The following is a 21,990-nucleotide window of genomic DNA, read 5'->3' as shown; positions in this document are numbered from 1 at the left end:
TTATCATGTGATTCTAAAGTATCCAGAGAATATCTGTATGCTTTGTATACCTATGGTTATGCATAAAAATCCCAGTGATAAAAGTATTTATCACTGGGATTTTTATGCCCTTTTGGGTTTTTGAATGGAGGAAAATCACATGAAAATTATTAATATTGGAGTTTTAGCTCATGTTGATGCAGGAAAAACTACCTTAACAGAAAGCTTATTATATAACAGTGGAGCGATTACAGAATTAGGAAGCGTGGACAAAGGTACAACGAGGACGGATAATACGCTTTTAGAACGTCAGAGAGGAATTACAATTCAGACAGGAATAACCTCTTTTCAGTGGGAAAATACGAAGGTGAACATCATAGACACGCCAGGACATATGGATTTCTTAGCAGAAGTATATCGTTCATTATCAGTTTTAGATGGGGCAATTCTACTGATTTCTGCAAAAGATGGCGTACAAGCACAAACTCGTATATTATTTCATGCACTTAGGAAAATGGGGATTCCCACAATCTTTTTTATCAATAAGATTGACCAAAATGGAATTGATTTATCAACGGTTTATCAGGATATTAAAGAGAAACTTTCTGCCGAAATTGTAATCAAACAGAAGGTAGAACTGTATCCTAATATGTGTGTGACGAACTTTACCGAATCTGAACAATGGGATACGGTAATAGAGGGAAACGATGACCTTTTAGAGAAATATATGTCCGGTAAATCATTAGAAGCATTGGAACTCGAACAAGAGGAAAGCATAAGATTTCATAATTGTTCCCTGTTCCCTGTTTATCACGGAAGTGCAAAAAACAATATAGGGATTGATAACCTTATAGAAGTGATTACGAATAAATTTTATTCATCAACACATCGAGGTCCGTCTGAACTTTGCGGAAATGTTTTCAAAATTGAATATACAAAAAAAAGACAACGTCTTGCATATATACGCCTTTATAGTGGAGTACTACATTTACGAGATTCGGTTAGAGTATCAGAAAAAGAAAAAATAAAAGTTACAGAAATGTATACTTCAATAAATGGTGAATTATGTAAGATTGATAGAGCTTATTCTGGAGAAATTGTTATTTTGCAAAATGAGTTTTTGAAGTTAAATAGTGTTCTTGGAGATACAAAACTATTGCCACAGAGAAAAAAGATTGAAAATCCGCACCCTCTACTACAAACAACTGTTGAACCGAGTAAACCTGAACAGAGAGAAATGTTGCTTGATGCCCTTTTGGAAATCTCAGATAGTGATCCGCTTCTACGATATTACGTGGATTCTACGACACATGAAATTATACTTTCTTTCTTAGGGAAAGTACAAATGGAAGTGATTAGTGCACTGTTGCAAGAAAAGTATCATGTGGAGATAGAACTAAAAGAGCCTACAGTCATTTATATGGAGAGACCGTTAAAAAATGCAGAATATACCATTCACATCGAAGTGCCGCCAAATCCTTTCTGGGCTTCCATTGGTTTATCTGTATCACCGCTTCCGTTGGGAAGTGGAATGCAGTATGAGAGCTCGGTTTCTCTTGGATACTTAAATCAATCATTTCAAAATGCAGTTATGGAAGGGATACGCTATGGTTGCGAACAAGGATTATATGGTTGGAATGTGACGGATTGTAAAATCTGTTTTAAGTATGGCTTATACTATAGCCCTGTTAGTACCCCAGCAGATTTTCGAATGCTTGCTCCTATTGTATTGGAACAAGTCTTAAAAAAAGCTGGAACAGAATTGTTAGAGCCATATCTTAGTTTTAAAATTTATGCGCCACAGGAATATCTTTCACGAGCATACAACGATGCTCCTAAATATTGTGCGAACATCGTAGACACTCAATTGAAAAATAATGAGGTCATTCTTAGTGGAGAAATCCCTGCTCGATGTATTCAAGAATATCGTAGTGATTTAACTTTCTTTACAAATGGACGTAGTGTTTGTTTAACAGAGTTAAAAGGGTACCATGTTACTACCGGTGAACCTGTTTGCCAGCCCCGTCGTCCAAATAGTAGGATAGATAAAGTACGATATATGTTCAATAAAATAACTTAGTGTATTTTATGTTGTTATATAAATATGGTTTCTTGTTAAATAAGATGAAATATTTTTTAATAAAGATTTGAATTAAAGTGTAAAGGAGGAGATAGTTATTATAAACTACAAGTGGATATTGTGTCCTGTATGTGGAAATAAAACACGATTAAAGATAAGGGAAGATACTGAATTAAAAAAATTCCTCCTCTATTGTCCGAAATGCAGACAAGAAAATTTAATTGAAATAAAGCAGTTCAAAGTAACTGTGATTACAGAGCCAGACGCAAAGACGCAGAGCCGATAAAATGAGATTAATACAATCTCATTTTATCGGCTCTTTCCGTTATGTATGGATTCTTTTAATTAGTCTTCGATGTTTCTTGCTTCGTTGATACCGCTGGCTAAAGATTCCATTAAGGATAGTTCTTTGTCTGTAAAGCTATCCATGTATTTCTCTATCTGTAATCGTCGGGTGCTTTTTACCAAGTTATTAGCAGGTAAGAAAAATTCATCAACGGAAACATGAAGTAACGATACAAGGTCATAAAGAACTTGTATGCTGGGGTGTTGCCCTTTATTTTCAATATTAGTTAAGTACCGTGGGTCAATTTCAATCAATGCTCCCACTTGTTCACGAGTTAAACCTCGTTTCAATCGAGCTTCTTTAATGGCTAAACCAAAGGCTCTAAAATCATATTTATCTTCTTTTTTACGCATAGTAGACCACCTCTATACATTTTATTGTTCCTACTGAATTAAAAACAGGTATAGAAAAACGTGTTATATGGTTTATAGGTTTATATTTAATAAAAAGCACTACTAAACGCCAATAAAAAAAACCGTTATATGGTAGTGCTATTTACGCTGTTAAAATATTGTATATTACTTCCAAATGGCGGTTTGTTGGAGGTCAACGTCGCCATGAAGTACATCATATACAATAAATTTCCTTACATTGGGTTCTTGTCAAAAAAAGTCGTCTATCTGCAATAGATAAGTACGTCCACCAATGTGGTTTTATAAATCATATAGATAGAATAACAGAAGCATGTAAACAGAGAAATAAATCTGTTTATATGCTTTTTTGGCTATTCAGAACTTTTTTACAAAGTTTATTTATCAGTAATGCAACAAATCCCCCTTTCACATTGGGACTAAGAGTGAAAGGAGATAAACGAGCAAGGCTCACTTCCTTTCCTAGACAGAAAGGGGGTGAGAAACATGAAACCATCTTCTTTTCAGACCACAATAGAAAATCAGTTTGACTATATCTGTAAACGTGCTATGGAAGACGAGCGAAAGAATTATATGCTTTATCTTTCAAGGATTGCAAAGCGTGAGGTGTCCTTTTCGGATGTTGGCGATTATCTTGTTAGCCAGTTTGCGACAACAGATAACTATTCAACTGACTTTCAGATTTTTACACTCAATGGGTTATCAGTAGGCGTTGAAAATGATTTGTTGAGTGAAGCATTACGTGAGTTGCCAGACAAGAAACGTGAAATTCTACTGCTGTTTTACTTTATGGACATGAGCGATTCAGAAATTGCAGACCTGTTGAAATTGAACCGTTCTACTGTCTATCGGCATAGAACCAGTGGACTAGCCTTAATTAAAAAGTTTATGGAGGAATTTGAAGAATGAAAACACAATATCCTATGATTCCCTTTCCTCTCATTGTAAAGGCAACAGATGGCGATACCGAAGCGATTAACCAGATTCTACATCATTACAGAGGGTACATAACGAAGCGTTCCCTACGACTTATGAAAGATGAATATGGCAATCAAAGTATGGTCGTTGATGAAGTCTTACGTGGAAGAATGGAAACCAGACTGATTACAAAGATTTTGTCATTTGAAATTAAGTAATATCCTCTCTCCTTTCGTGGAAGCGTGCTAAACCATTCCACGCTTCCCGAACAGGGAGGTTTGTTATTCCACCAAAGCATATTGAGCTTTCAATGTGTTTTGATAGGCTAACGAGCCATTGTTCTTTGAAAACTGAATAAAAGTAATCGAATACGTTTCGATAAGAAAAGAGCCAACGGAACTAACCGCCATGACCTATCTTATAAAGATAGCGAGCGATTCATGTTAGTGATCCGAGAAGCAATCTTTAGCAGGATTGCCTGCAACGACATTCTTATCGTGATAATGATACTCCCATACAGTCAATAGTCCGAGCGTGATAAAACCGTCGCAGGCAATGAGTATGGCTACATGAGAACCATGCAGGGGTGGAACTCCCGTGAGCTTTGCTAAAGCTGTTCGATTGCTGGTAAAACAACTTTTATGAAATCCAAATAAGTGATTTGGAAAGGAGGATTTTATGAAGCAGACTGACATTCCTATTTGGGAACGTTATACCCTAACCATTGAAGAAGCGTCAAAATATTTTCGTATTGGCGAAAACAAGCTACGACGCTTGGCAGAGGAAAATAAAAATGCAAATTGGCTGATTATGAATGGCAATCGTATTCAGATTAAACGAAAACAATTTGAAAAAATTATAGATACATTGGACGCAATCTAGCGTCGCCAAAGGGTCTTGTATATGATAAAATAGTATTAAGTCGTATCAAGGCTCTTTCCATAAAGGAAAGGAGCAAATGCCATGTCAGAAAAAAGACGTGACAATAAAGGTCGAATCTTAAAGACTGGAGAGAGCCAACGAAAAGACGGAAGATACTTATACAAATATATAGATTCATTTGGAGAACCGCAATTTGTTTACTCGTGGAAACTTGTGGCTACAGACCGAGTACCAGCAGGAAAGCGTGATTGTATCTCACTTAGAGAGAAAATCGCAGAGTTACAGAAAGACATTCATGATGGTATTGATGTTGTAGGAAAGAAAATGACACTCTGCCAGCTTTACGCAAAACAGAACGCTCAAAGACCAAAGGTTAGAAAAAACACTGAAACTGGACGCAAATATCTTATGGATATTTTGAAGAAAGACAAGTTAGGTGTAAGAAGTATTGACAGTATTAAGCCATCAGACGCTAAAGAATGGGCTATTAGAATGAGTGAAAATGGTTATGCTTATCAAACCATCAATAACTACAAACGTTCTTTAAAGGCTTCATTCTATATTGCTATACAAGATGATTGTGTTCGGAAGAATCCATTTGACTTTCAACTGAAAGCAGTTCTTGATGATGATACTGTCCCTAAGACCGTACTAACAGAAGAACAGGAAGAAAAACTGTTAGCCTTTGCAAAAGCTGATAAAACCTACAGCAAAAATTATGATGAAATTCTGATACTCTTAAAAACAGGTCTTCGTATTTCAGAGTTTGGTGGTTTGACACTTCCAGATTTAGATTTTGAGAATCGTCTTGTCAATATAGACCATCAGCTATTGAGAGATACTGAAATTGGGTACTACATTGAAACACCAAAGACCAAAAGTGGCGAACGTCAAGTTCCTATGGTTGAAGAAGCCTATCAAGCATTTAAGCGAGTGTTAGCGAATCGAAAGAATGATAAGCGTGTTGAGATTGATGGATATAGTGATTTCCTCTTTCTTAATAGAAAGAACTATCCAAAAGTGGCAAGTGATTACAACGGCATGATGAAAGGTCTTGTTAAGAAATACAATAAGTATAACGAGGATAAATTGCCACACATCACTCCACATAGTTTGCGACATACATTCTGTACCAACTATGCAAATGCAGGAATGAATCCAAAGGCATTACAGTACATTATGGGACATGCTAATATAGCCATGACGCTGAACTATTACGCACATGCAACATTCGATTCTGCAATGGCAGAAATGAAACGCTTGAATAAAGAGAAGCAACAGGAGCGTCTTGTTGCTTAGTAGTACAAATGAATTTACTACTTATTTACCACTTCTGACAGCTAAGACATGAGGAAATATGCAAAGAAACGTGAAGTATCTTCCTACAGTAAAAATACTCGAAAGCACATAGAATAAGGCTTTACGAGCATTTAAGAAAATATAAAAAGATAATTAGAAATTTATACTTTGTTTATTTGAAATATATTTATAGAGCAGTTTTTTATAGCTAAAAACAAAAGAATTATAGTGGGTCATTTTCAAAAATTACTGCTTGATAAGAGTGTTAAATTTGAGCTAGAGTGTTTTGAAAAAATGGAATATTACGATGAATTTAAAAAATCTAAAGATCAGATAGAGAAAAGAATAGAAGATATTCAAGAAACACTTTCAAATTTTGTGACATCAATTTTAGGAATTGGTGCATTTATTGGTTTAATAATAACTATGGAACCAATTGTAATTATATTTTCATTTTCAAGTGTATTAATGTCCTTATTTTTAAATAAAAAAGCTATAAGTATGCAATATGATTTTTATGAAAAAATAACACCATTAGAGCGAAAAGTGGATTATTTTCTTAAAATTAGTACTGATAGAGAATATGCTAAGGATGTAAGAATGCACTCTGGATTCGTATCTTTGATTAAAATGAAATTTAACTATAATTTGTCAAATATAATTAAAATAATTAAAAGTTTTTCTAAAAAATACTCATATGTATTAGTGTTTCAGAACTTGATTGTTCAAGGCGTTAATCTGATTACAGTAATTTATATTGTACGAAAAGTTTTCTTTAAATTAATTTCTATAGGAGATTTTGTAGCACTAGCCGGCAGTAACCAGCGATTGATTGAGTATATCAGCACATTATTCAGGGTTATTCCAGAAATATATGAACATGGTTTGTATTTAGAAAATCTATTCAATTTTTTGGAATACAATGTAAAAGTATATGATGGTGAAGTAGATTATGTTGATGAGAAAAATCTTGAGATACAGTTAGAAAATGTTAGTTATATGTATCCAGAAACAAATGTATATGCCATAGAAAACCTAAATATGAAAATAAGGCAAGGAGAGAAAGTTGCTATAGTTGGTGAAAATGGAGCAGGTAAATCTACATTAATAAAATTATTGTGTAGATTATATGATCCCACATCGGGTCGTTTATATTTTAAAAATGAATTATATAAAGATTTAAAAATAAATATTATAAGGGACAATATAAGTGTTCTTTTTCAGGATTTCAAAATGTATTCGTTACCTATAATTGATAATGTTTTAATGAAAGAAGTAACAGAGAAAGATGTTGATTTTGGGAATGTAATAGAAGTGCTACGAGTACTAAGAATGTTGCAAAGGATAGAAAATTGTGATAACGGGATATTCACAGAAATATCTAGAGAATTTAGTAATAAAGGGACTTTATTTTCGGGAGGAGAGGAGCAACGTATTGCAATAGCGAGAATTTTTTCTCAAGACAAAAAAATATACATTTTTGATGAACCATTAAGTAATATAGACCCTCTTGCTGAGAGTGAAATATTTGATTTATTGATGGAGAAATGCTCTGATAAGACTCTAATATTAATATCTCATCATCTGTCTAATTTATATAAAATGGATACAATATACTTCTTAGAAAATGGTAAAATAAAAGAAAGTGGTTCACATGAACAATTGATGGCAAAAAAAGGAGAGTATTATAATATGTATATGCGACAATCGGAAAGATATTTAAGGTAGCAATTTTAATTCAATATAAGATATATTGGTAAGAAAAACTTAGCCTTTTTAAATCTTAAATTTGAGGAAATTATTATAAAATAATAAAAAAATAATGGAACAAATGGAGAAAGAATAAAAAATAGAAAATCATTATAGATACATAGATGATATTTCAAAAGACATAAAATTTTAATAGTGAAACTTTGAAAGGGATAGCAGAAATGTTATCTCTTTTTTAATACAAGAAAGGAGATCAGTATGAAAAATTTAGATCAAATAAGACAAGAGTCAAAAGAAATAAAAGATAAAATTGATGATACAGAAGAAAGATTAAGGCAACTAAAAAATCAAGAAAAGAAGATATTAAAACAAGACATAATAAAAAGAAGAAAAGAAAGAACTCATAGGCTAATAACTAGAGGAGCAATATTAGAAAGCCTTATAGAAAATGCAGAAGAACTAACAGATGAAGAAATAAAAATCCTACTAGAAGAAGCAACAAAGACAAAAGAATTCAAAGAAACACTAAAAATAATGAGAGAAAATTAAGAAAAATAAAATAATCAAATATCCCTTAGATTTTCTAAGGGCGCAATTATACACCCTAAAGGGTGCTTGCGTCCTGCGGAGCCAAACCCTTGCAGGGAGCAACAACCATTCGCTTTTTAAAAGTCAAGGGTAAATAAACTCGCTAACGCTCGCCCTTGACTTTTAAAATTTGAAATGAAAGTAACAATTAAGCCGACATACTGAAACAACAAAAATTAATTCAGTAGTCGGCTTTTTCTATTCTATCATTTCAAAACGCTCATTCACAAGGTGGCTATAAAAAATCTATTAAGCCTCCACCTAAAACAACAAAAAAGAAAGGAAGTGATAAAAATGGCAGACAGTTTTCATTTTTCAGTAAACATAATATCAAGAGGAAAAGGCAAAAGTGCAGTAGCAAGTGCAGCATATATAAGTGGAGAAAAAATAAAAAATGAATGGGACGGAGTAACCCATGACTATACAAGAAAAGAAAAAGTATTAGTAAAAAATATAATATTGCCTGATCATATACCAAAAGAATTTAATGATAGGTCTACCTTATGGAATAAAGTAGAAATGGCAGAAAAAAATTCTAATGCACAACTAGCAAGACAATTCATAATAGGACTACCAAAAGAATTAACTTTAAGTGAAAATAAAAACCTGGTTGAAAGATTTATAAAAGAAAATCTAACATCACAAGGAATGATAGTAGATTATGCAATTCATGATGAGAGTCAAGATAAAAATGGAAATATTCATTGTCATATAATGACCATAATGCGACCCATAAACGAAAAAGGAGAGTTCTTAGCAAAGTCAAAAAAAGAATATATCCTAGATGAACAAGGAGAAAAGATTTTAAACAAAAATGGAAAACCAAAGACAAGAAAAGTAGAACTAACAACATGGAACGATAAAGGCAATGTAGAAAAATGGAGAGAAAATTTTTCAGACCTTTGTAATGAATATCTTGCAAAAAACAAGATAGAAAAAAGAGTAGACCATAGGAGTTTTAAAAGACAAAATTCTGATTATCTACCGACAATCCATTTAGGATCAGCAGCAAGTGCAATGGAAAGAAAGGGAATAGAAACTGACAAGGGAAACTATAATAGAGAAATAAGAAAATATAATGAACTTGTAAAAACAATAAAAGAAGAGATAAAAACATTAAAGGATTGGATAGGAAATCTATTAGATAACTTGTCTACTGCTTATGAAAAATTTAAGGATATAGAAAGAGATAAGGTAATAGACAACCCTAAACTTTTTAATCTAACAAATTATCTATTAACTTATTCAGAAATTCAAAAAGAAAAAAGTAAATATCTAAAAGGATATGCCAAAACCAATAAAGAAAAGTATGACTTCAAAAAGCTAACGAGTGCATATAGCTATTTAAGAAAAAACAACATAGAAACCATAGGTCAGTTACAAACAAAAATAGAAACTTTAAAGTCTAATAGTTACAAAATAAATAAAAAAGCAAAGACAATCCATAAAGAAATGGAAGATGTAGAAAAGAAAATTCTATACTATGAAATATACAAAGACAAAAAAGGAGTTTATGAAGAATATCAAAAGAAAAATATATTCACAAAAGACACATTCTATAACAAACATAAGAAAGATATAGACCAATATAAGGTAGTAAGCGAGAAATTAAAAAAACTCCTATCAGATAAGGAAAAACTAAGTCCTAAAAAATGGAATGAAGAAAAAAATCTTTTAATGGCAAATCTTGAAGAAATAAATAGAGAAAAAGACAAGATAAAAGATGAATACCAGGAAATTAATCATATAAAATATTCAGTAGATTTTGTAAACAAAGAACTTGGCATAGATTTATCCATAGAAATAGATAAGCTAATAAAACAAGGTGAAAAACCAAGTGTAATAGCACAGATTAAAAAATTCCAAGACCAAGTTATTAAAGATAATGAATACAGAGAAATGATGAAAAACAAGAAAATGGATCAAGAAAGATAAGACCTGGTAAAAATATCTTATCCAAGCTATAATATGACCAAACAACTAAAGGCAGATCTAGGAGGTAATAGAGATGAATAAAAGGCAAGAGCTAATAGATGAACTCATAAAAGCAGATCAAGATGGAACATACAAAACCTATAAAAGCACAGAAGAAATAAAAGCGATGAACAATGAAGAAATACAGATTATATATTCCAACATGAAAAACTATCTATCAGACAAAAGAACGCACATAAACTACTAAAGGTGGAAAGGCATTGTAAGCTATTTTAAAGAAAAGGTACAAATACCTAAGTAAGCTATAAAAACATCAAAATAAAGCATTCCACCACCAAGAACAATAAAATAAAAACAATCAAAGGGAAGTATAGAAAAATTAAAGCCTATACTTCCCTTTTTTTAATTCAAACAAAGGAGATAAAGCATGATAAACGAAGAAATAAGCAAAGAAGCAGGGCAAGCAGCACAAACCATAATATCATACACAATAAAGGCAGCAAAAGAATCAATTAAATTAGACAAAGAAATTAGAAAAAAGATGAATGATACTTTAGAAAAAGCAAATGGAAACCTAAAAAGCCTTATTGGCGATGAAATAAAAATAAAAGACCTCTACAAAAAAGGACAACTAGAAAATATAAGCATAGATCAAAGCAACCTCAAAGACTTAAGAAAAGAACTAAACAAACTTGGAGTAAGTTTCTCAGTAATGAAAAACAAAGAAAGCAAAAACTATGAAATATTCTTCCAAGCCAAAGACATAAAAGTAATGGAATATGCCTTTAAGCAAGTCATAGCCAAGGAAAATAAAAAAGAAAAAGAAAGTATCCTAAAACAAATAAAGAAATACAAAGACCTATCCAAGAACAAGGATAAGACAAAAGAAAAAGTCAAAAGAAAAGTAAAAGAAAAAGTAAAACCAAGTAAAAAAGATATGACCAGAGAAATCTAAGGGAGTAACGAAAAGTTACACCCTTAAATAACTAAAATAACAAGACTTCCGAAAATCGGAAATCAAGAATTCCGAAAATCGGAAATCAAGAATTTCGATTATCGAAAATCAAGAAAGGAGCAGATATGGCAACAAACAAAAGATATTATTGGATAAAATTAAAAAAAGAATTTTTTACAGACAAAATAAACAGAGGACATTGTCCTTAATGAGTCCAACCCATGTCCGACAAGAGATAGAGAAAGATATAGAGATAGATAAAGAGAGAGAGGGAGAGATAGAAAAGATTTAACATTTTTGGTATAATCACATTAATTAAACTAAATGTGTAATGATAAAATGAGCTTGTTTACCGTAAGCTGATTGTGATAAAAAGATTAAAACTCCCACCATTGGTGAAAGAGATAGAATAAAATAAAAAGAATCAGATTGGAGTGATTAGAATGGATAAAAAAGATTTAGATATTATAGGAGATGGTGAATATATAAAAATGCTTGAGAAAATAAAAAGATCATATACAAGCAGACAACTTAAAGCAGCAGTTTCGGTCAATTCTGAAATGCTAAAGTTTTATTATAGTTTAGGAGAAGAAATTATTAACTTAAAGGCAGAAAGCAGATGGGGAAGCGGATTCTATAAAAAATTAAGTTCGGATTTAAAAAATGAAATTCCCAATGTTAAAGGATTTTCTGTTACTAATTTAAAATATATGAAGAAATTTTATGAAATGTATTCGCCATTAAATCGTCCACAGCTTGTGGACGATTTACAAATATCTAAAGTCGGTGGAGATTTTAATATGATTTTTAGTATCCCATGGGGACATCAAAGATATATTATGGATAGATGTGAGGGAAATTTGAATAAAGCATTTTTCTTTATATCTAAAACATTAGAAAATAGCTGGAGTAGAGCGGTGCTTTTAAATTTCTTGGATACAGATCTATTTGAAAGACAAGGAAAAGCAATAACAAATTTCACAAATAATTTGCCTGCTACACAAAGTGATTTAGCCAATGAAATGACGAGAGATCCGTATAATTTTGACTTTATATCTATAAGGCAAAATTATGATGAAAAAGAATTGAAAGACGCTTTGATGGATAATATTCAAAAATTCTTATTGGAGCTAGGGACAGGTTTTTCGTTCGTGGGCAGAGAATATAGACTTGTAGTTGGAAATTCAGAAGAATTTATTGATATGTTATTCTACAACATTAAGCTACATTGCTATGTAGTTGTGGAGGTTAAAATTTCCGCATTTAAACCTGCGGATATAGGACAACTTGGAACCTATGTAACATCTGTAAACCATATATTAAAGGGAGATGGGGATAATCAAACAATAGGTCTTTTAATCTGTAAGACAAAGGATAATGTATTGGCAAAATATGCTTCTGAAAGCTCCAGAGAGCCTATTGGAATTTCAGAATATCATCTACAAAACTTAATTCCTGAAAGTTTAAAGGGAGCATTACCAACCATAGAAGAAATTGAAAACGAACTAAAATAAATTTTAAAAACATAATAAATGTACACAAGGCGGTAGAAGTAAAAACTATCGTCTTTTTTTATTTGAAGAAAGGTAGGAGAGCATGGCAGATAAAAGAATGTTTTCACTAAAGATAGTGGATAGCGACTTATTTTTGGATATGCCACTAAGTAGTCAATGTCTGTATTTTCATTTATCAATGCGAGCAGATGATGACGGTTTTGTAAATAACCCTAAGAAAATCATCAAGATTATCGGAGCAAATGAAGATGACCTAAAAATACTTATTGCCAAAGGCTTTGTGATAGTCTTTGATCAGGGAATTATCGTCATTACTCATTGGAAGATAAATAACTTTATTAGAAAAGACAGATATAAGCCAACAATGTATATCGATCAGAAACAGCAGCTTTATCAAACGGACAATGGAGCATATATTTCAGAAGAAAAAGTTGGTTGTCATCTGGTTAACCAAAGGTTGTCAAGTGGTCAACCCAGTATAGATAAGGGTAGATTAGATAAGGTTAGTATAGATAAGGGGAGAGAGGGAGAGATAGATAAAAAGTCCACCCCCATTTTTTATGGAGAATTCAAAAATGTAAGGTTAAGCAAAGAAGAATATAAGACCCTTAAAGAAAAATTAAACTCACACACAGAAATAATGATAAATAAACTATCAAGATACATGAAAAGTAGTGGCAAGACCTATCAAAACCACTATGCGACAATCTTAAAATGGTATGAAGAAGACAAAGAAAAACTAAGACATCAAGGAGGGAATAAAAAAATGAACTATGACGTAGGAGAATCTTTATAGGTAAAAAGAGGTGGAAAGGCATTATTAAAGACTTTAAGTCTAAAAAGGTATCAAAGTATGCCAGAGATAATAAAAATGTAAATATGACACTTAAAAGGCGATTAGAAAATTAAAAATCTAATCGCCTTTTTTTTATTGTATGAAAGGATAAGCTATGACAAAAAGACAAACAAAATACATTGTAAAAAGAAATTATGATGATAGAAGAACAGATACGGACGCTTTTCTAAGACTAATAAAAAAATCAAGCAAATTAAATAATACTAATGAAATTGAGTATAACAAATATAATATTGATAGTAATAAAAAAGAGTGCTATAATAAAAATAGTTTTAGAGAAAGTTGTGTTATTTCTGAAAACTCAAATAAGGAGGAATAGGAAATGATACAAACAAATTCAAATCACTTTTCATTCAAAGCTGCAATTTATTGCAGACTATCTAAAGATGATGAGCAGAAAGGAGAGAGTGCCAGCATACAAAACCAAAAGGAACTTTTAGAAAACTATGTAAAATCAAGGGGTTGGAGTATTTACGATGTATATATAGATGATGGATATACTGGATTAAATACAAATAGACCATCATTTCAAAGACTAATTAGAGATATTGAAAATAAAAAAGTGGATATAGTAATCACTAAGGACTTATCAAGACTTGGAAGAAACTATTTGCAGACTGGGTACTATACAGAAAATTTCTTCCCAAAGAACAATGTCAGATATATAGCTTTAAATGATGGAGTAGATACCTTTCAAGAAAACAACGAAATAGTTCCTTTTAAAAATGTTTTAAACGAGTTTTATTCAAGAGATGTTTCTAAAAAGATGAAATCTGCCTATATGACAAGAGCAAGGCAAGGAAAATTTATTGGTTGTCTTGCTCCAATAGGATATAGGAAAGACAATGAAGATCCACATAAATTAGTAATCGATGATGAAACTTCATGGATTGTTGAAAAAATTTTTGATCTTGCTTTTAGTGGTTATGGAGTACAAGCAATTAGAAGAAGACTATTTGAAGAAAAAATACCTACACCTACCTGGTGGAATAGAAAAAAAGGACTTAGAAATAAAAAAACTAAGTTAGAAATGACCGTAGATGGTGGAGAGTATTGGTGGGACTGCACAACCCTAAAAGAAATTATTGAAAACCCAGTTTATATTGGTCATATTGCTAGTCAAAAAGTTAATTATAAATTCAAAGTAGGTTGGTTATCCGATAAACCCAAAGAGGAATGGATAATAGTAGAAAATACACACGAACCAATTATTTCTGAAGATATTTATAATATAGCAAATGAAAAATTAAAGAGCAGGAGAAGACCATTTAAAAATGGAGAAGAAAGTATATTTGCAGGAATTGTGAAATGTCCCGATTGTGGAAAATCTTTAAATCTTGGAAGAAACAAATCGAAAAAAAGAGAAAAGTTACTCACTTGTAACACTTATAGAAGATATGGAAAATCATTATGTAGTCAACATAGAATTTATTACGATACTCTTTATGAGATAGTGCTTAAGGATATTAGAAAAAATGCAGAAATAGCATTAAAAGATGAAAAAGAAATTATAAAAGCACTTGAAAAATCACGAGAAATTGATAATGAAGAAGAACAAAAATTTATTATGGATAAGATTTACGAAGATCAAATAAGAGTAGAAGACTTAACTAAAAAGATTGAAAGATTATATGATGACTGGCTAGACAATAAGATAAGTGAAAGTAACTTCCAAAAAATTCTTGAAAAATCACAAAACGAACAAGACTATCTTAACCAAAGAATAGAAGATAATCAAAAATTGATTGTTAAAGAAGATCTTGAAGATATTAATGTTAAAAAATGGATTGAACTCATAAAAAAACATAGGGATATAAAGAAGCTGGACAAAGAAACCTTAAACGAACTCATCTCAAAAATCTATGTTCACGAAAAAGAAGTAGTGAATGGAGAAATCACCCAAACAATTGATATTTACTACAATTTCATAGGAAATACAGACACACTACAAGTATTTTACAATCTCTAATTAGGCATAAAGCAGCTTATGGCTGGTGGAGGAATTGTACTAATTGGTATCAAATTAATTCCACTACTTGCAAATGCTTTAAATTAGGAGAAAGTCTATGTTTGGTATCTTTGACAAGCTAACTGAATTTTTTAAGGATATGCTACTCGGAGGTATCAAAGCAAATCTTGAGTCCATGTTCTTAGATATAAATGACAAGGTAGGAGTTATTGCAACTGATGTTGGGAAGACACCAATGGGTTGGAATGGAGAAGTGTATAACTTCATAAAAAACATTAATGATAATGTGATCGTTCCAATAGCAGGTCTTATCATAACAGCAGTTTTATGTATTGAACTCATAAATATGGTTATGCAAAAGAATAATATGCACGATACAGATACTTTTGAGTTTTTCAAATACATTATAAAGATGTTTATAGCAGTCTACCTTGCAAGCCATGCCTTTGAATTTTCAATGGCAGTCTTTGATGTGGCACAAAATCTTGTAAACAAAGCGGCAGGGGTAATCACTACTTCTGCCACTGTTTCAGGAGATCAAATAGTTACAATGGTTGATACATTAAAAGAAAAAGAAATAGGTGAGCTTTTAATGATATTAGTTGAAACAAGCCTAGTGAGGATTGCAATTCAATGTATATCTTTAACTATTACCTTAATAGTATATGGGCGTATGTTTGAAATATATGTCTACTCATCAGTATCATCCATACCATTTGCGACTATGGGAAATAAAGAATGGGGTCAGATTGGAACAAATTATATCAAGGGACTTTTTGCCTTGGGACTACAAGGTTTGTTTTTGATGATATGTTTAGGTATCTACACCGTTTTAATTAGAACGGTACAGATTACAGATATTCACGCAAGCTTGTTTAGTATATTAGGATATGCTCTACTACTTGGACTTATGATGTTTAAGAGTGGAACAGTTGCAAAAAGTATTATGAATACGCACTAGGAGGAATAAATGTTAAAAAAGAAAAATTGTGCTTTATTGGGACTTGGAATTTTATTGGGAGGAACTTATGAAATCTTAAAAGAGAAGAAAAGAAATGAAGAAATTAGAAACTTAAAGAGGAGAATAAATAGACTCGGAAGATGTCACAATGAATTTGTTATGTATCAAGGAGAATACAATGATAGAAATGAAGAAAAACAAGAAGAATTAGAAGAAAGAATTAGCTACCTAGAAGAAGAAACAATATCTAATTATGACCATATACTTGAACTTTCCAAAGAAGAAGTAGAGGGAGATTAAAATGGCATATGTACCAATACCAAAAGATTTGGACAAGATTAAAACAAAGGTTGCCTTTAACTTAACTAAAAGACAACTTATAGGCTTTTCTGTGGCAGGACTAATTGGCATACCAACCTATATATTTATGAAGAAATATCTACCTAATGATGTTTCTATTATTGTAATGTTAATAGTAACTCTGCCAATCTTTTTTATAACCTTATATGAAAAAGACACCTTAACCTTTGAAAAATATTTTAAGTTTTTCTATCTTCATAAGTTTTATCAACCAACTAAGAGAATAAGAAAGGAGGCATACCTTGAAGCAAAGAAAAAAGCAAATCAGCGACTTAAATCTAAGGGAAAAACAATTAAAAAAAGACCGAAAGGAAGTAAGAAAGCTAAAAACAAAGAAAGATCCAACAAATAGTCTTCTAAGTGTAATTTTAAATAAAGAGAAAAAGAGATTTACTGTTGAAGATACTATTCCATATATAAGAATGTTACCAGAGGGCATTTGCCAGTTAGATGAAAAAAATTATTCAAAGACAATTTCATTTCAAGATATAAATTACCAGTTGGCATTGGAAGAAGATAGAGATTTAATCTTTAACCAATTTGCCAACTTTTTAAATTCTTTTGATCCGAGTGTCCACATTGAACTTTCATATGTAAATCAATTAGGAAGAAATAAAGACCTACAAGATGCAATTAAAATTGCTGATAAGGGAGATTTCTATGACGATGTAAGAAAAGAGTTTAGGGAGATGTTAAAGCTTCAACTTGCAAAGGGGAATAACGGACTTAAAAAGATGAAGTATATAACCTTTACAACAGAAGCCGATAACCTAGAGCAAGCACGAGCAAAGTTAAATAGACTTGAAGTAGATATTTTATCTAACTTTAAATCTATGGGAGTAAGAGCAGAAAGCCTTGATGGAGAAGAAAGGTTAAGACTTGTTCACGATATGTTAAATCCAGACAAAAACTTTGATTTTTCATATAAAGATTTGAAGAAGAAAGAGTCTACAAAGTCACATATAACTCCCAATATCTTTAATTTTACACCAGCAAATAATTTTAAATTTGGGAAATTCATTGGAGCAGTAAGCCATTTTCAAATACTTGCAAGTGAGTTATCAGACAGAATGTTATCTGAGTTTTTAGATATTGATGACAATATTTATGTAGCTTTTCATATAGATGTAGTTGAACAAGCAGAAGCTATTAAACTTATTAAGAGAAAAAACACAGACCTAGACAGAATGAAAATTGAAGAACAAAAGAAAGCAGTTCGTGCTGGATATGATATGGATATTATTCCATCAGATATAAATACCTTTGGGGCGGATGTTAAGTCCATGTTATCTGACTTACAAAATAGAGATGAAAGGCTCTTTGTAGTTACCATTGTAATGATGAACTTTGCTAGGACTAATCAAAAATTAGAAAACACTATTGCTCAAATCTCATCAATTGCTAACAGACATAATTGTCAGGTAAAAAGATTATCTCATCAACAAGAACAAGGACTTGTTTCTGTCTTACCTCTAGGAGTTAATCAAGTTGAAATAAAAAGATTTTTAACTTCATCATCAACGGCAGTATTTATGCCTTTTACAACAGAAGAGCTATTTATTGATTCAGCAAATTCTTTGTACTATGGATTAAATGCCCTTAGCCAAAACTTGATTATGGCAGATAGGAAGAAACTAAAGAACCCTAATGGATTAATATTAGGTACACCAGGTTCTGGTAAATCTTTCTCGGCAAAGAGAGAGATGGCAAATGCAATTCTTGTCACAGATGATGATGTAATTATTTGTGATCCTGAAGGAGAGTATTCAAACCTTGTAAAACAATTTAATGGAGAAGTTATTAAAGTTTCGGCAAAGTCAAAGGACTATCTAAATCCATTAGATATTAATATGAACTATGGAGATGGGGACGCACCTTTAAAGGATAAGGCAAACTTCATAATGTCTATGCTTGAACTTGTAGTAGGAGGATCTGGTCTTACTGCTGCAGAAAAATCAGTTATAGATAGGTGCTTACCAAAGATATACCAAAAATATTTTGAAGACCCAAAACCAGAAAATATGCCAATATTAGGAGATTTATACGATATGCTCCTATCTCAAGAAGAGGGAGTTGGTAGAAAACTCGCAACAGAAATGGAAATTTATGTTAAGGGAAGTCTTAATGTATTTAATAATAGGTCAAATGTTGACCTAAATAGGCAACTGCTCTGCTTTGATATAAAAGAGCTAGGAACACAACTTAAAAAAATAGGTATGCTTGTAATTCAAGACCAGGTTTGGAACAAGGTTTCCCTAAATAGAGGAAGTAAGTCTACAAGATACTATATAGATGAGTTCCACCTTTTATTAAAAGACCCACAAACTGCTTCATATTCAGTAGAAATCTGGAAAAGATTTAGAAAATGGGGAGGTATCCCAACAGGTATAACTCAAAACGTAAAAGACCTTTTAACAAGTCAGGAAATTGAAAATATCTTTGATAATACAGACTTTGTTCTAATGTTAAATCAAGCATCTGGAGATAGAGATATTCTTGCTAAGAAATTAAAAATATCGCCTTATCAGTTAAACTATATTACTAATTCAAACGCAGGTGAGGGACTCTTATTCTTTGGAAATACTATTGTTCCATTTATTGATAAATTCCCTAAAGACACCATGCTATATAAGCTGATGACAACTAAACCAGAAGAAGCTAAGTAGGTGCAACATGGATAAAAAACTAAAAAAAGATTTTCAAAAGAAAATTATACGAAATAGGGACGCTCCTGAAAAAAATATGGATAGTAAACTTGTTCATTCAGATGATTATACAAATAAGATTATTAAGACTAAGGATAGGTTCGGAGATAAAATTTCAGAAAAAGAATCTAAACTTATTCATGAGAATGTATTAGCTAAAAATCAAAAACAAGATAAACTAAAAGATTTTCAGAAGTCTAAAAACAAGGAAAGAATCAGAAAAGAAGTTTTAGATAATAAGGATAAGGCTAATGAAGTTAAACAGACTAATCTTGAAATAAGGGCAGATGAAAGCTTTAAACTTGATGAAGAGTTAGATTTAGACTTTAAAAAAGTTAATTTTGATAGTGAAAACAGTAGAGATATTAATTCTAATAAACTAACAACAGATGATATTTCAGCTAAGGCTCAACCAATAAGTAATAAGAAGGCATCAAGTAAAAGACAAGTTCTTAAAAATTATGAGGATAAACTTATCCATAGTAAGGATAAATTCCAAGACAAAATTAACGAGAGAGCGTCTAAGCGAATCCAGACAAGTGAAGATAAACCTATTGAAGCGAAGAAAAGTAAGAGAATATATAGAAAAGATAAGCTTGTTAAAGATGAAGTAAGTAAGAATGAAAGTAATACTAATATCGATAAAATGCAAAAGCAGAAACTTTATCAAGAAAAGAAGTTTAGAGATAAGGAAAAAATTTCTAATGAGATAGATAAAGAAAATAAGCTAAGCAAAGTTGATACAGATAAGACTTTTGACAATTCTGAGCTTAAAGACAATAATCAAGAATTTATAAAAGATGAAAAGGAAACAAGCCTTAAACCTTCAGAACAAAAGAAAGTTAATAAAAAGAAGACTTACTACAAGAGAAAAAATTATGAAAGTGATAAATTCACTCGCAAGAAAATTGATGACTTAAAAAATGAATCTAAGAAAGTTACAACGAAAGATTCTAAGAAAGCACAAGATGTTAAAGACTTTATCTCAGATAAAAAGATTGGAGAGCTTGAAAAGTCTAAAAGTAAGCTAAAGGATAATATCTTAAAGAATAAAACTAAAGGAAGTCTATCTTCTGGGGTTTTATTATCTGGAGCAAAATCTTCAGAGTTAGTGAGAGATTATTTAAGTTCAGGATCTGACAATACTGGTGTAGAATCTGGAGAAAAGGCCGCTAATGTAAGCTCTAAGCTTCAGCATGGAATAAGGAAGTATAAGATAGACAAAAAGAAAAAGTCCTTAAAAAAGCTATCTAAACTTGATAAGAAAATAAGAAAGAGAAAAAGCAAGTTGGAGTTTAAGAGCGGCTTGGAAGATTTAAAAAAGTCAGATGCCTATATAAAGAAAAATAGATTTAAGAAGTTTTACCAGAGAAAGCAAATGAAGAGCATGATAGCTAAAAAACACGAAACAAGACTTGTCGATAGAGTTAAAAAAGCTATTTTAAGTTTAGGTAAGGCTTCTAAAGAGCTAATCGTAAGAAAAAGTAAGATGGTTCTATTTCTAGTAATAGGACTAGGTCTTATGCTATCAATCATGATTGGTGGTGGAAGTGTTGGTATGAGTGGACTAAGTAACTCAGTAAACTCAGTAATGACAACAACATACCTATCACAAGATACAGTTCTAAGTGAAGTAAATCAAGAATTTTCATCAATGGAATATGACCTACAATCACAAATAGAAAGTGTAAAAACAAGTCACCCTGGATATGACGAATATATCATAAATAAAGAAGGAGAAATTGGTCATAATACCCATGAACTTTTATCCTATATAACTTCAAGATGTGGAGAAGTAAAATCGGCATCTGAAGTAAAAGGAATTTTAAAAGAGCTTTTCGATAAGATGTATAAACTTGATTTTAAGGAAGAAATTGAAATTAGAACAAGAACAGTAGCAAAAACTAGATATGATAGTCGTGGCAACCCTTATACTAGCTATGAAAAAGAAGAGTACGAATATAAAAAGTTAATTGTAACTTTAAAGAAAAAAGAAATGGATGAAGTTGTTAGGGAAATATTTAAAGATTATCCAGATAATGTAGTTCATTATGAAGCTCTTCTTGAAGCTAAGGGGAATATGGGTGATGTTTTTGGATCAGGTAATGGGGACTTAGGAGAAATAGTAGATAATCCAAACTTTGGAAATCCTGGTCTTGCTTTTGATTCAGCTACTGCCAAAGCCTTATTTAATGAAGCAGAAAAACATATAGGCAAAAGATATGTGTTTGGAGCAAGTGGACCATCTAACTTTGACTGCTCAGGCTTTGTATGTTGGTCATTTACAAAGTCTGGTGTAAAGAGAATGCCAAGAACAACTGCATGGAGAATATACAAAGACTATTGTAATCCAGTAAGTCCAAGTGAAGCTCAACCTGGAGATATTATATTTTTCCACTCAACATATAACAGTGGAACACCAATATCTCACGTAGGAATATACGCAGGTAACGGAATGATGATTCACGCAGGAGATCCAATTCAATACACATCAATAAATTCAAAATATTGGAAATCACACTTTTATGGTTTTGGAAGACCAAGATAGAAGGGAGATATTAT

At 31.6% G+C, this 21,990-nt stretch carries 23 protein-coding genes and 1 pseudogene; 22 read left to right on the top strand and 2 right to left on the bottom strand.

The genetic code is table 11. The annotated features are described in order from the left end of the window. The first annotated feature begins 7 nt into the window (after nucleotides 1-7). From GAN53_RS09935 to GAN53_RS05295, 3 genes are all read left to right on the top strand, one after another. A complete protein-coding gene (locus GAN53_RS09935; RefSeq protein WP_001791010.1) occupies nucleotides 8-124 on the top strand; it encodes a tetracycline resistance determinant leader peptide in 117 nt (38 codons plus the stop codon). Nucleotides 125-139: 15 nt separating this feature from the next. Beyond that, nucleotides 140-2,059: a tetracycline resistance ribosomal protection protein Tet(M) gene (gene tet(M) / locus GAN53_RS05300; RefSeq protein ID WP_000691727.1), complete on the top strand. Its 1,920-nt coding sequence runs from the start codon at nucleotides 140-142 to the stop codon at nucleotides 2,057-2,059. Nucleotides 2,060-2,177: 118 nt separating this feature from the next. Continuing rightward, the gene (locus GAN53_RS05295) at nucleotides 2,178-2,345 is read left to right on the top strand and encodes a cysteine-rich KTR domain-containing protein (RefSeq protein ID WP_032459511.1); all 168 of its coding nucleotides are present in this window, start codon (nucleotides 2,178-2,180) and stop codon (nucleotides 2,343-2,345) included. Between the two features lie 59 nt (nucleotides 2,346-2,404). On the opposite strand, the gene GAN53_RS05290 is transcribed toward GAN53_RS05295, so the two are convergent. Further along, nucleotides 2,405-2,758: a helix-turn-helix transcriptional regulator gene (locus GAN53_RS05290; RefSeq protein WP_001227347.1), complete on the bottom strand. Its 354-nt coding sequence runs from the start codon at nucleotides 2,756-2,758 to the stop codon at nucleotides 2,405-2,407. Between the two features lie 504 nt (nucleotides 2,759-3,262). Between GAN53_RS05290 and GAN53_RS05280 the strand changes: the two genes are divergently transcribed. After that, entirely contained in the window at nucleotides 3,263-3,685 is a 423-nt protein-coding gene (locus GAN53_RS05280) for a sigma-70 family RNA polymerase sigma factor (protein ID WP_000804885.1), read from the top strand. Next, nucleotides 3,682-3,912 (top strand): helix-turn-helix domain-containing protein, encoded by a 231-nt coding sequence (locus GAN53_RS05275; protein ID WP_000857133.1) that lies wholly within the window; start codon nucleotides 3,682-3,684, stop codon nucleotides 3,910-3,912. The genes GAN53_RS05280 and GAN53_RS05275 overlap by 4 nt, the downstream gene beginning before the upstream one ends. 225 nt (nucleotides 3,913-4,137) lie before the next feature. On the opposite strand, the gene GAN53_RS09930 is transcribed toward GAN53_RS05275, so the two are convergent. After that, on the bottom strand, nucleotides 4,138-4,389 hold the full coding sequence (locus GAN53_RS09930) for a hypothetical protein (protein ID WP_001845478.1): 252 nt from the start codon (nucleotides 4,387-4,389) through the stop codon (nucleotides 4,138-4,140). Between GAN53_RS09930 and GAN53_RS05265 the strand changes: the two genes are divergently transcribed. From GAN53_RS05265 to GAN53_RS05185, 17 genes and pseudogenes are all read left to right on the top strand, one after another. Further along, nucleotides 4,373-4,576 (top strand): excisionase, encoded by a 204-nt coding sequence (locus GAN53_RS05265; RefSeq protein WP_000814511.1) that lies wholly within the window; start codon nucleotides 4,373-4,375, stop codon nucleotides 4,574-4,576. The two genes, GAN53_RS09930 and GAN53_RS05265, sit on opposite strands and share 17 nt — an antisense overlap. An 81-nt stretch (nucleotides 4,577-4,657) precedes the next feature. Further along, nucleotides 4,658-5,875, top strand: coding sequence for a tyrosine-type recombinase/integrase (locus GAN53_RS05260; RefSeq protein WP_001291561.1), 1,218 nt, complete (start codon nucleotides 4,658-4,660; stop codon nucleotides 5,873-5,875). A gap of 294 nt (nucleotides 5,876-6,169) precedes the next feature. Continuing rightward, nucleotides 6,170-7,603 (top strand): ATP-binding cassette domain-containing protein, encoded by a 1,434-nt coding sequence (locus tag GAN53_RS05255; RefSeq protein ID WP_225791830.1) that lies wholly within the window; start codon nucleotides 6,170-6,172, stop codon nucleotides 7,601-7,603. Nucleotides 7,604-7,843: 240 nt separating this feature from the next. Beyond that, nucleotides 7,844-8,134: a DUF3847 domain-containing protein gene (locus tag GAN53_RS05250; RefSeq protein WP_009346049.1), complete on the top strand. Its 291-nt coding sequence runs from the start codon at nucleotides 7,844-7,846 to the stop codon at nucleotides 8,132-8,134. A gap of 333 nt (nucleotides 8,135-8,467) precedes the next feature. After that, the gene (gene mobQ, locus GAN53_RS05245; protein ID WP_060793391.1) at nucleotides 8,468-10,108 is read left to right on the top strand and encodes a MobQ family relaxase; all 1,641 of its coding nucleotides are present in this window, start codon (nucleotides 8,468-8,470) and stop codon (nucleotides 10,106-10,108) included. 73 nt (nucleotides 10,109-10,181) lie between these two features. Next, complete coding sequence (locus GAN53_RS09760; RefSeq protein ID WP_019035175.1) at nucleotides 10,182-10,355, top strand: hypothetical protein; 174 nt, start codon at nucleotides 10,182-10,184, stop codon at nucleotides 10,353-10,355. Between the two features lie 180 nt (nucleotides 10,356-10,535). After that, the gene (locus GAN53_RS05240; protein ID WP_009345651.1) at nucleotides 10,536-11,063 is read left to right on the top strand and encodes a PcfB family protein; all 528 of its coding nucleotides are present in this window, start codon (nucleotides 10,536-10,538) and stop codon (nucleotides 11,061-11,063) included. 443 nt (nucleotides 11,064-11,506) lie between these two features. Then, complete coding sequence (locus GAN53_RS05230) at nucleotides 11,507-12,577, top strand: PDDEXK nuclease domain-containing protein (protein ID WP_007516562.1); 1,071 nt, start codon at nucleotides 11,507-11,509, stop codon at nucleotides 12,575-12,577. A gap of 82 nt (nucleotides 12,578-12,659) precedes the next feature. Then, nucleotides 12,660-13,373, top strand: a complete 714-nt coding sequence (locus GAN53_RS05225) for a hypothetical protein (protein ID WP_009345654.1) — start codon at nucleotides 12,660-12,662, stop codon at nucleotides 13,371-13,373. 154 nt (nucleotides 13,374-13,527) lie between these two features. Next, on the top strand, nucleotides 13,528-13,752 hold the full coding sequence (locus tag GAN53_RS05220) for a hypothetical protein (protein WP_007516568.1): 225 nt from the start codon (nucleotides 13,528-13,530) through the stop codon (nucleotides 13,750-13,752). 3 nt (nucleotides 13,753-13,755) lie between these two features. Then, nucleotides 13,756-15,402 carry a recombinase family protein gene (locus GAN53_RS05215; RefSeq protein ID WP_007516570.1) on the top strand — a complete coding sequence of 549 codons (1,647 nt, stop codon included), beginning with the start codon at nucleotides 13,756-13,758 and terminating at the stop codon, nucleotides 15,400-15,402. Between the two features lie 3 nt (nucleotides 15,403-15,405). Further along, nucleotides 15,406-15,489: pseudogene (locus GAN53_RS05210) on the top strand (Maff2 family mobile element protein); the annotation flags it as partial. A 10-nt stretch (nucleotides 15,490-15,499) separates the two neighbouring features. After that, a complete protein-coding gene (locus GAN53_RS05205) occupies nucleotides 15,500-16,363 on the top strand; it encodes a VirB6/TrbL-like conjugal transfer protein, CD1112 family (RefSeq protein ID WP_151409857.1) in 864 nt (287 codons plus the stop codon). Between the two features lie 9 nt (nucleotides 16,364-16,372). Beyond that, a complete protein-coding gene (locus tag GAN53_RS05200; RefSeq protein ID WP_004837741.1) occupies nucleotides 16,373-16,663 on the top strand; it encodes a hypothetical protein in 291 nt (96 codons plus the stop codon). Nucleotide 16,664: 1 nt separating this feature from the next. Beyond that, the gene (locus tag GAN53_RS05195; protein WP_000332188.1) at nucleotides 16,665-17,075 is read left to right on the top strand and encodes a PrgI family protein; all 411 of its coding nucleotides are present in this window, start codon (nucleotides 16,665-16,667) and stop codon (nucleotides 17,073-17,075) included. Beyond that, nucleotides 16,987-19,389 carry a VirB4-like conjugal transfer ATPase, CD1110 family gene (locus tag GAN53_RS05190; RefSeq protein WP_412835130.1) on the top strand — a complete coding sequence of 801 codons (2,403 nt, stop codon included), beginning with the start codon at nucleotides 16,987-16,989 and terminating at the stop codon, nucleotides 19,387-19,389. Before GAN53_RS05195 ends, GAN53_RS05190 begins: the two co-directional genes overlap by 89 nt. Before the next feature lie 7 nt (nucleotides 19,390-19,396). Continuing rightward, nucleotides 19,397-21,976, top strand: coding sequence for a CD1108 family mobile element protein (locus tag GAN53_RS05185; protein WP_151409856.1), 2,580 nt, complete (start codon nucleotides 19,397-19,399; stop codon nucleotides 21,974-21,976). Nucleotides 21,977-21,990 lie beyond the last annotated feature (14 nt).

The organism is Anaerococcus sp. Marseille-P9784, assembly GCF_902500265.1.
GTDB lineage: Bacteria > Bacillota > Clostridia > Tissierellales > Peptoniphilaceae > Anaerococcus.
This window is presented reverse-complemented; position numbering and strand designations above follow the sequence as displayed.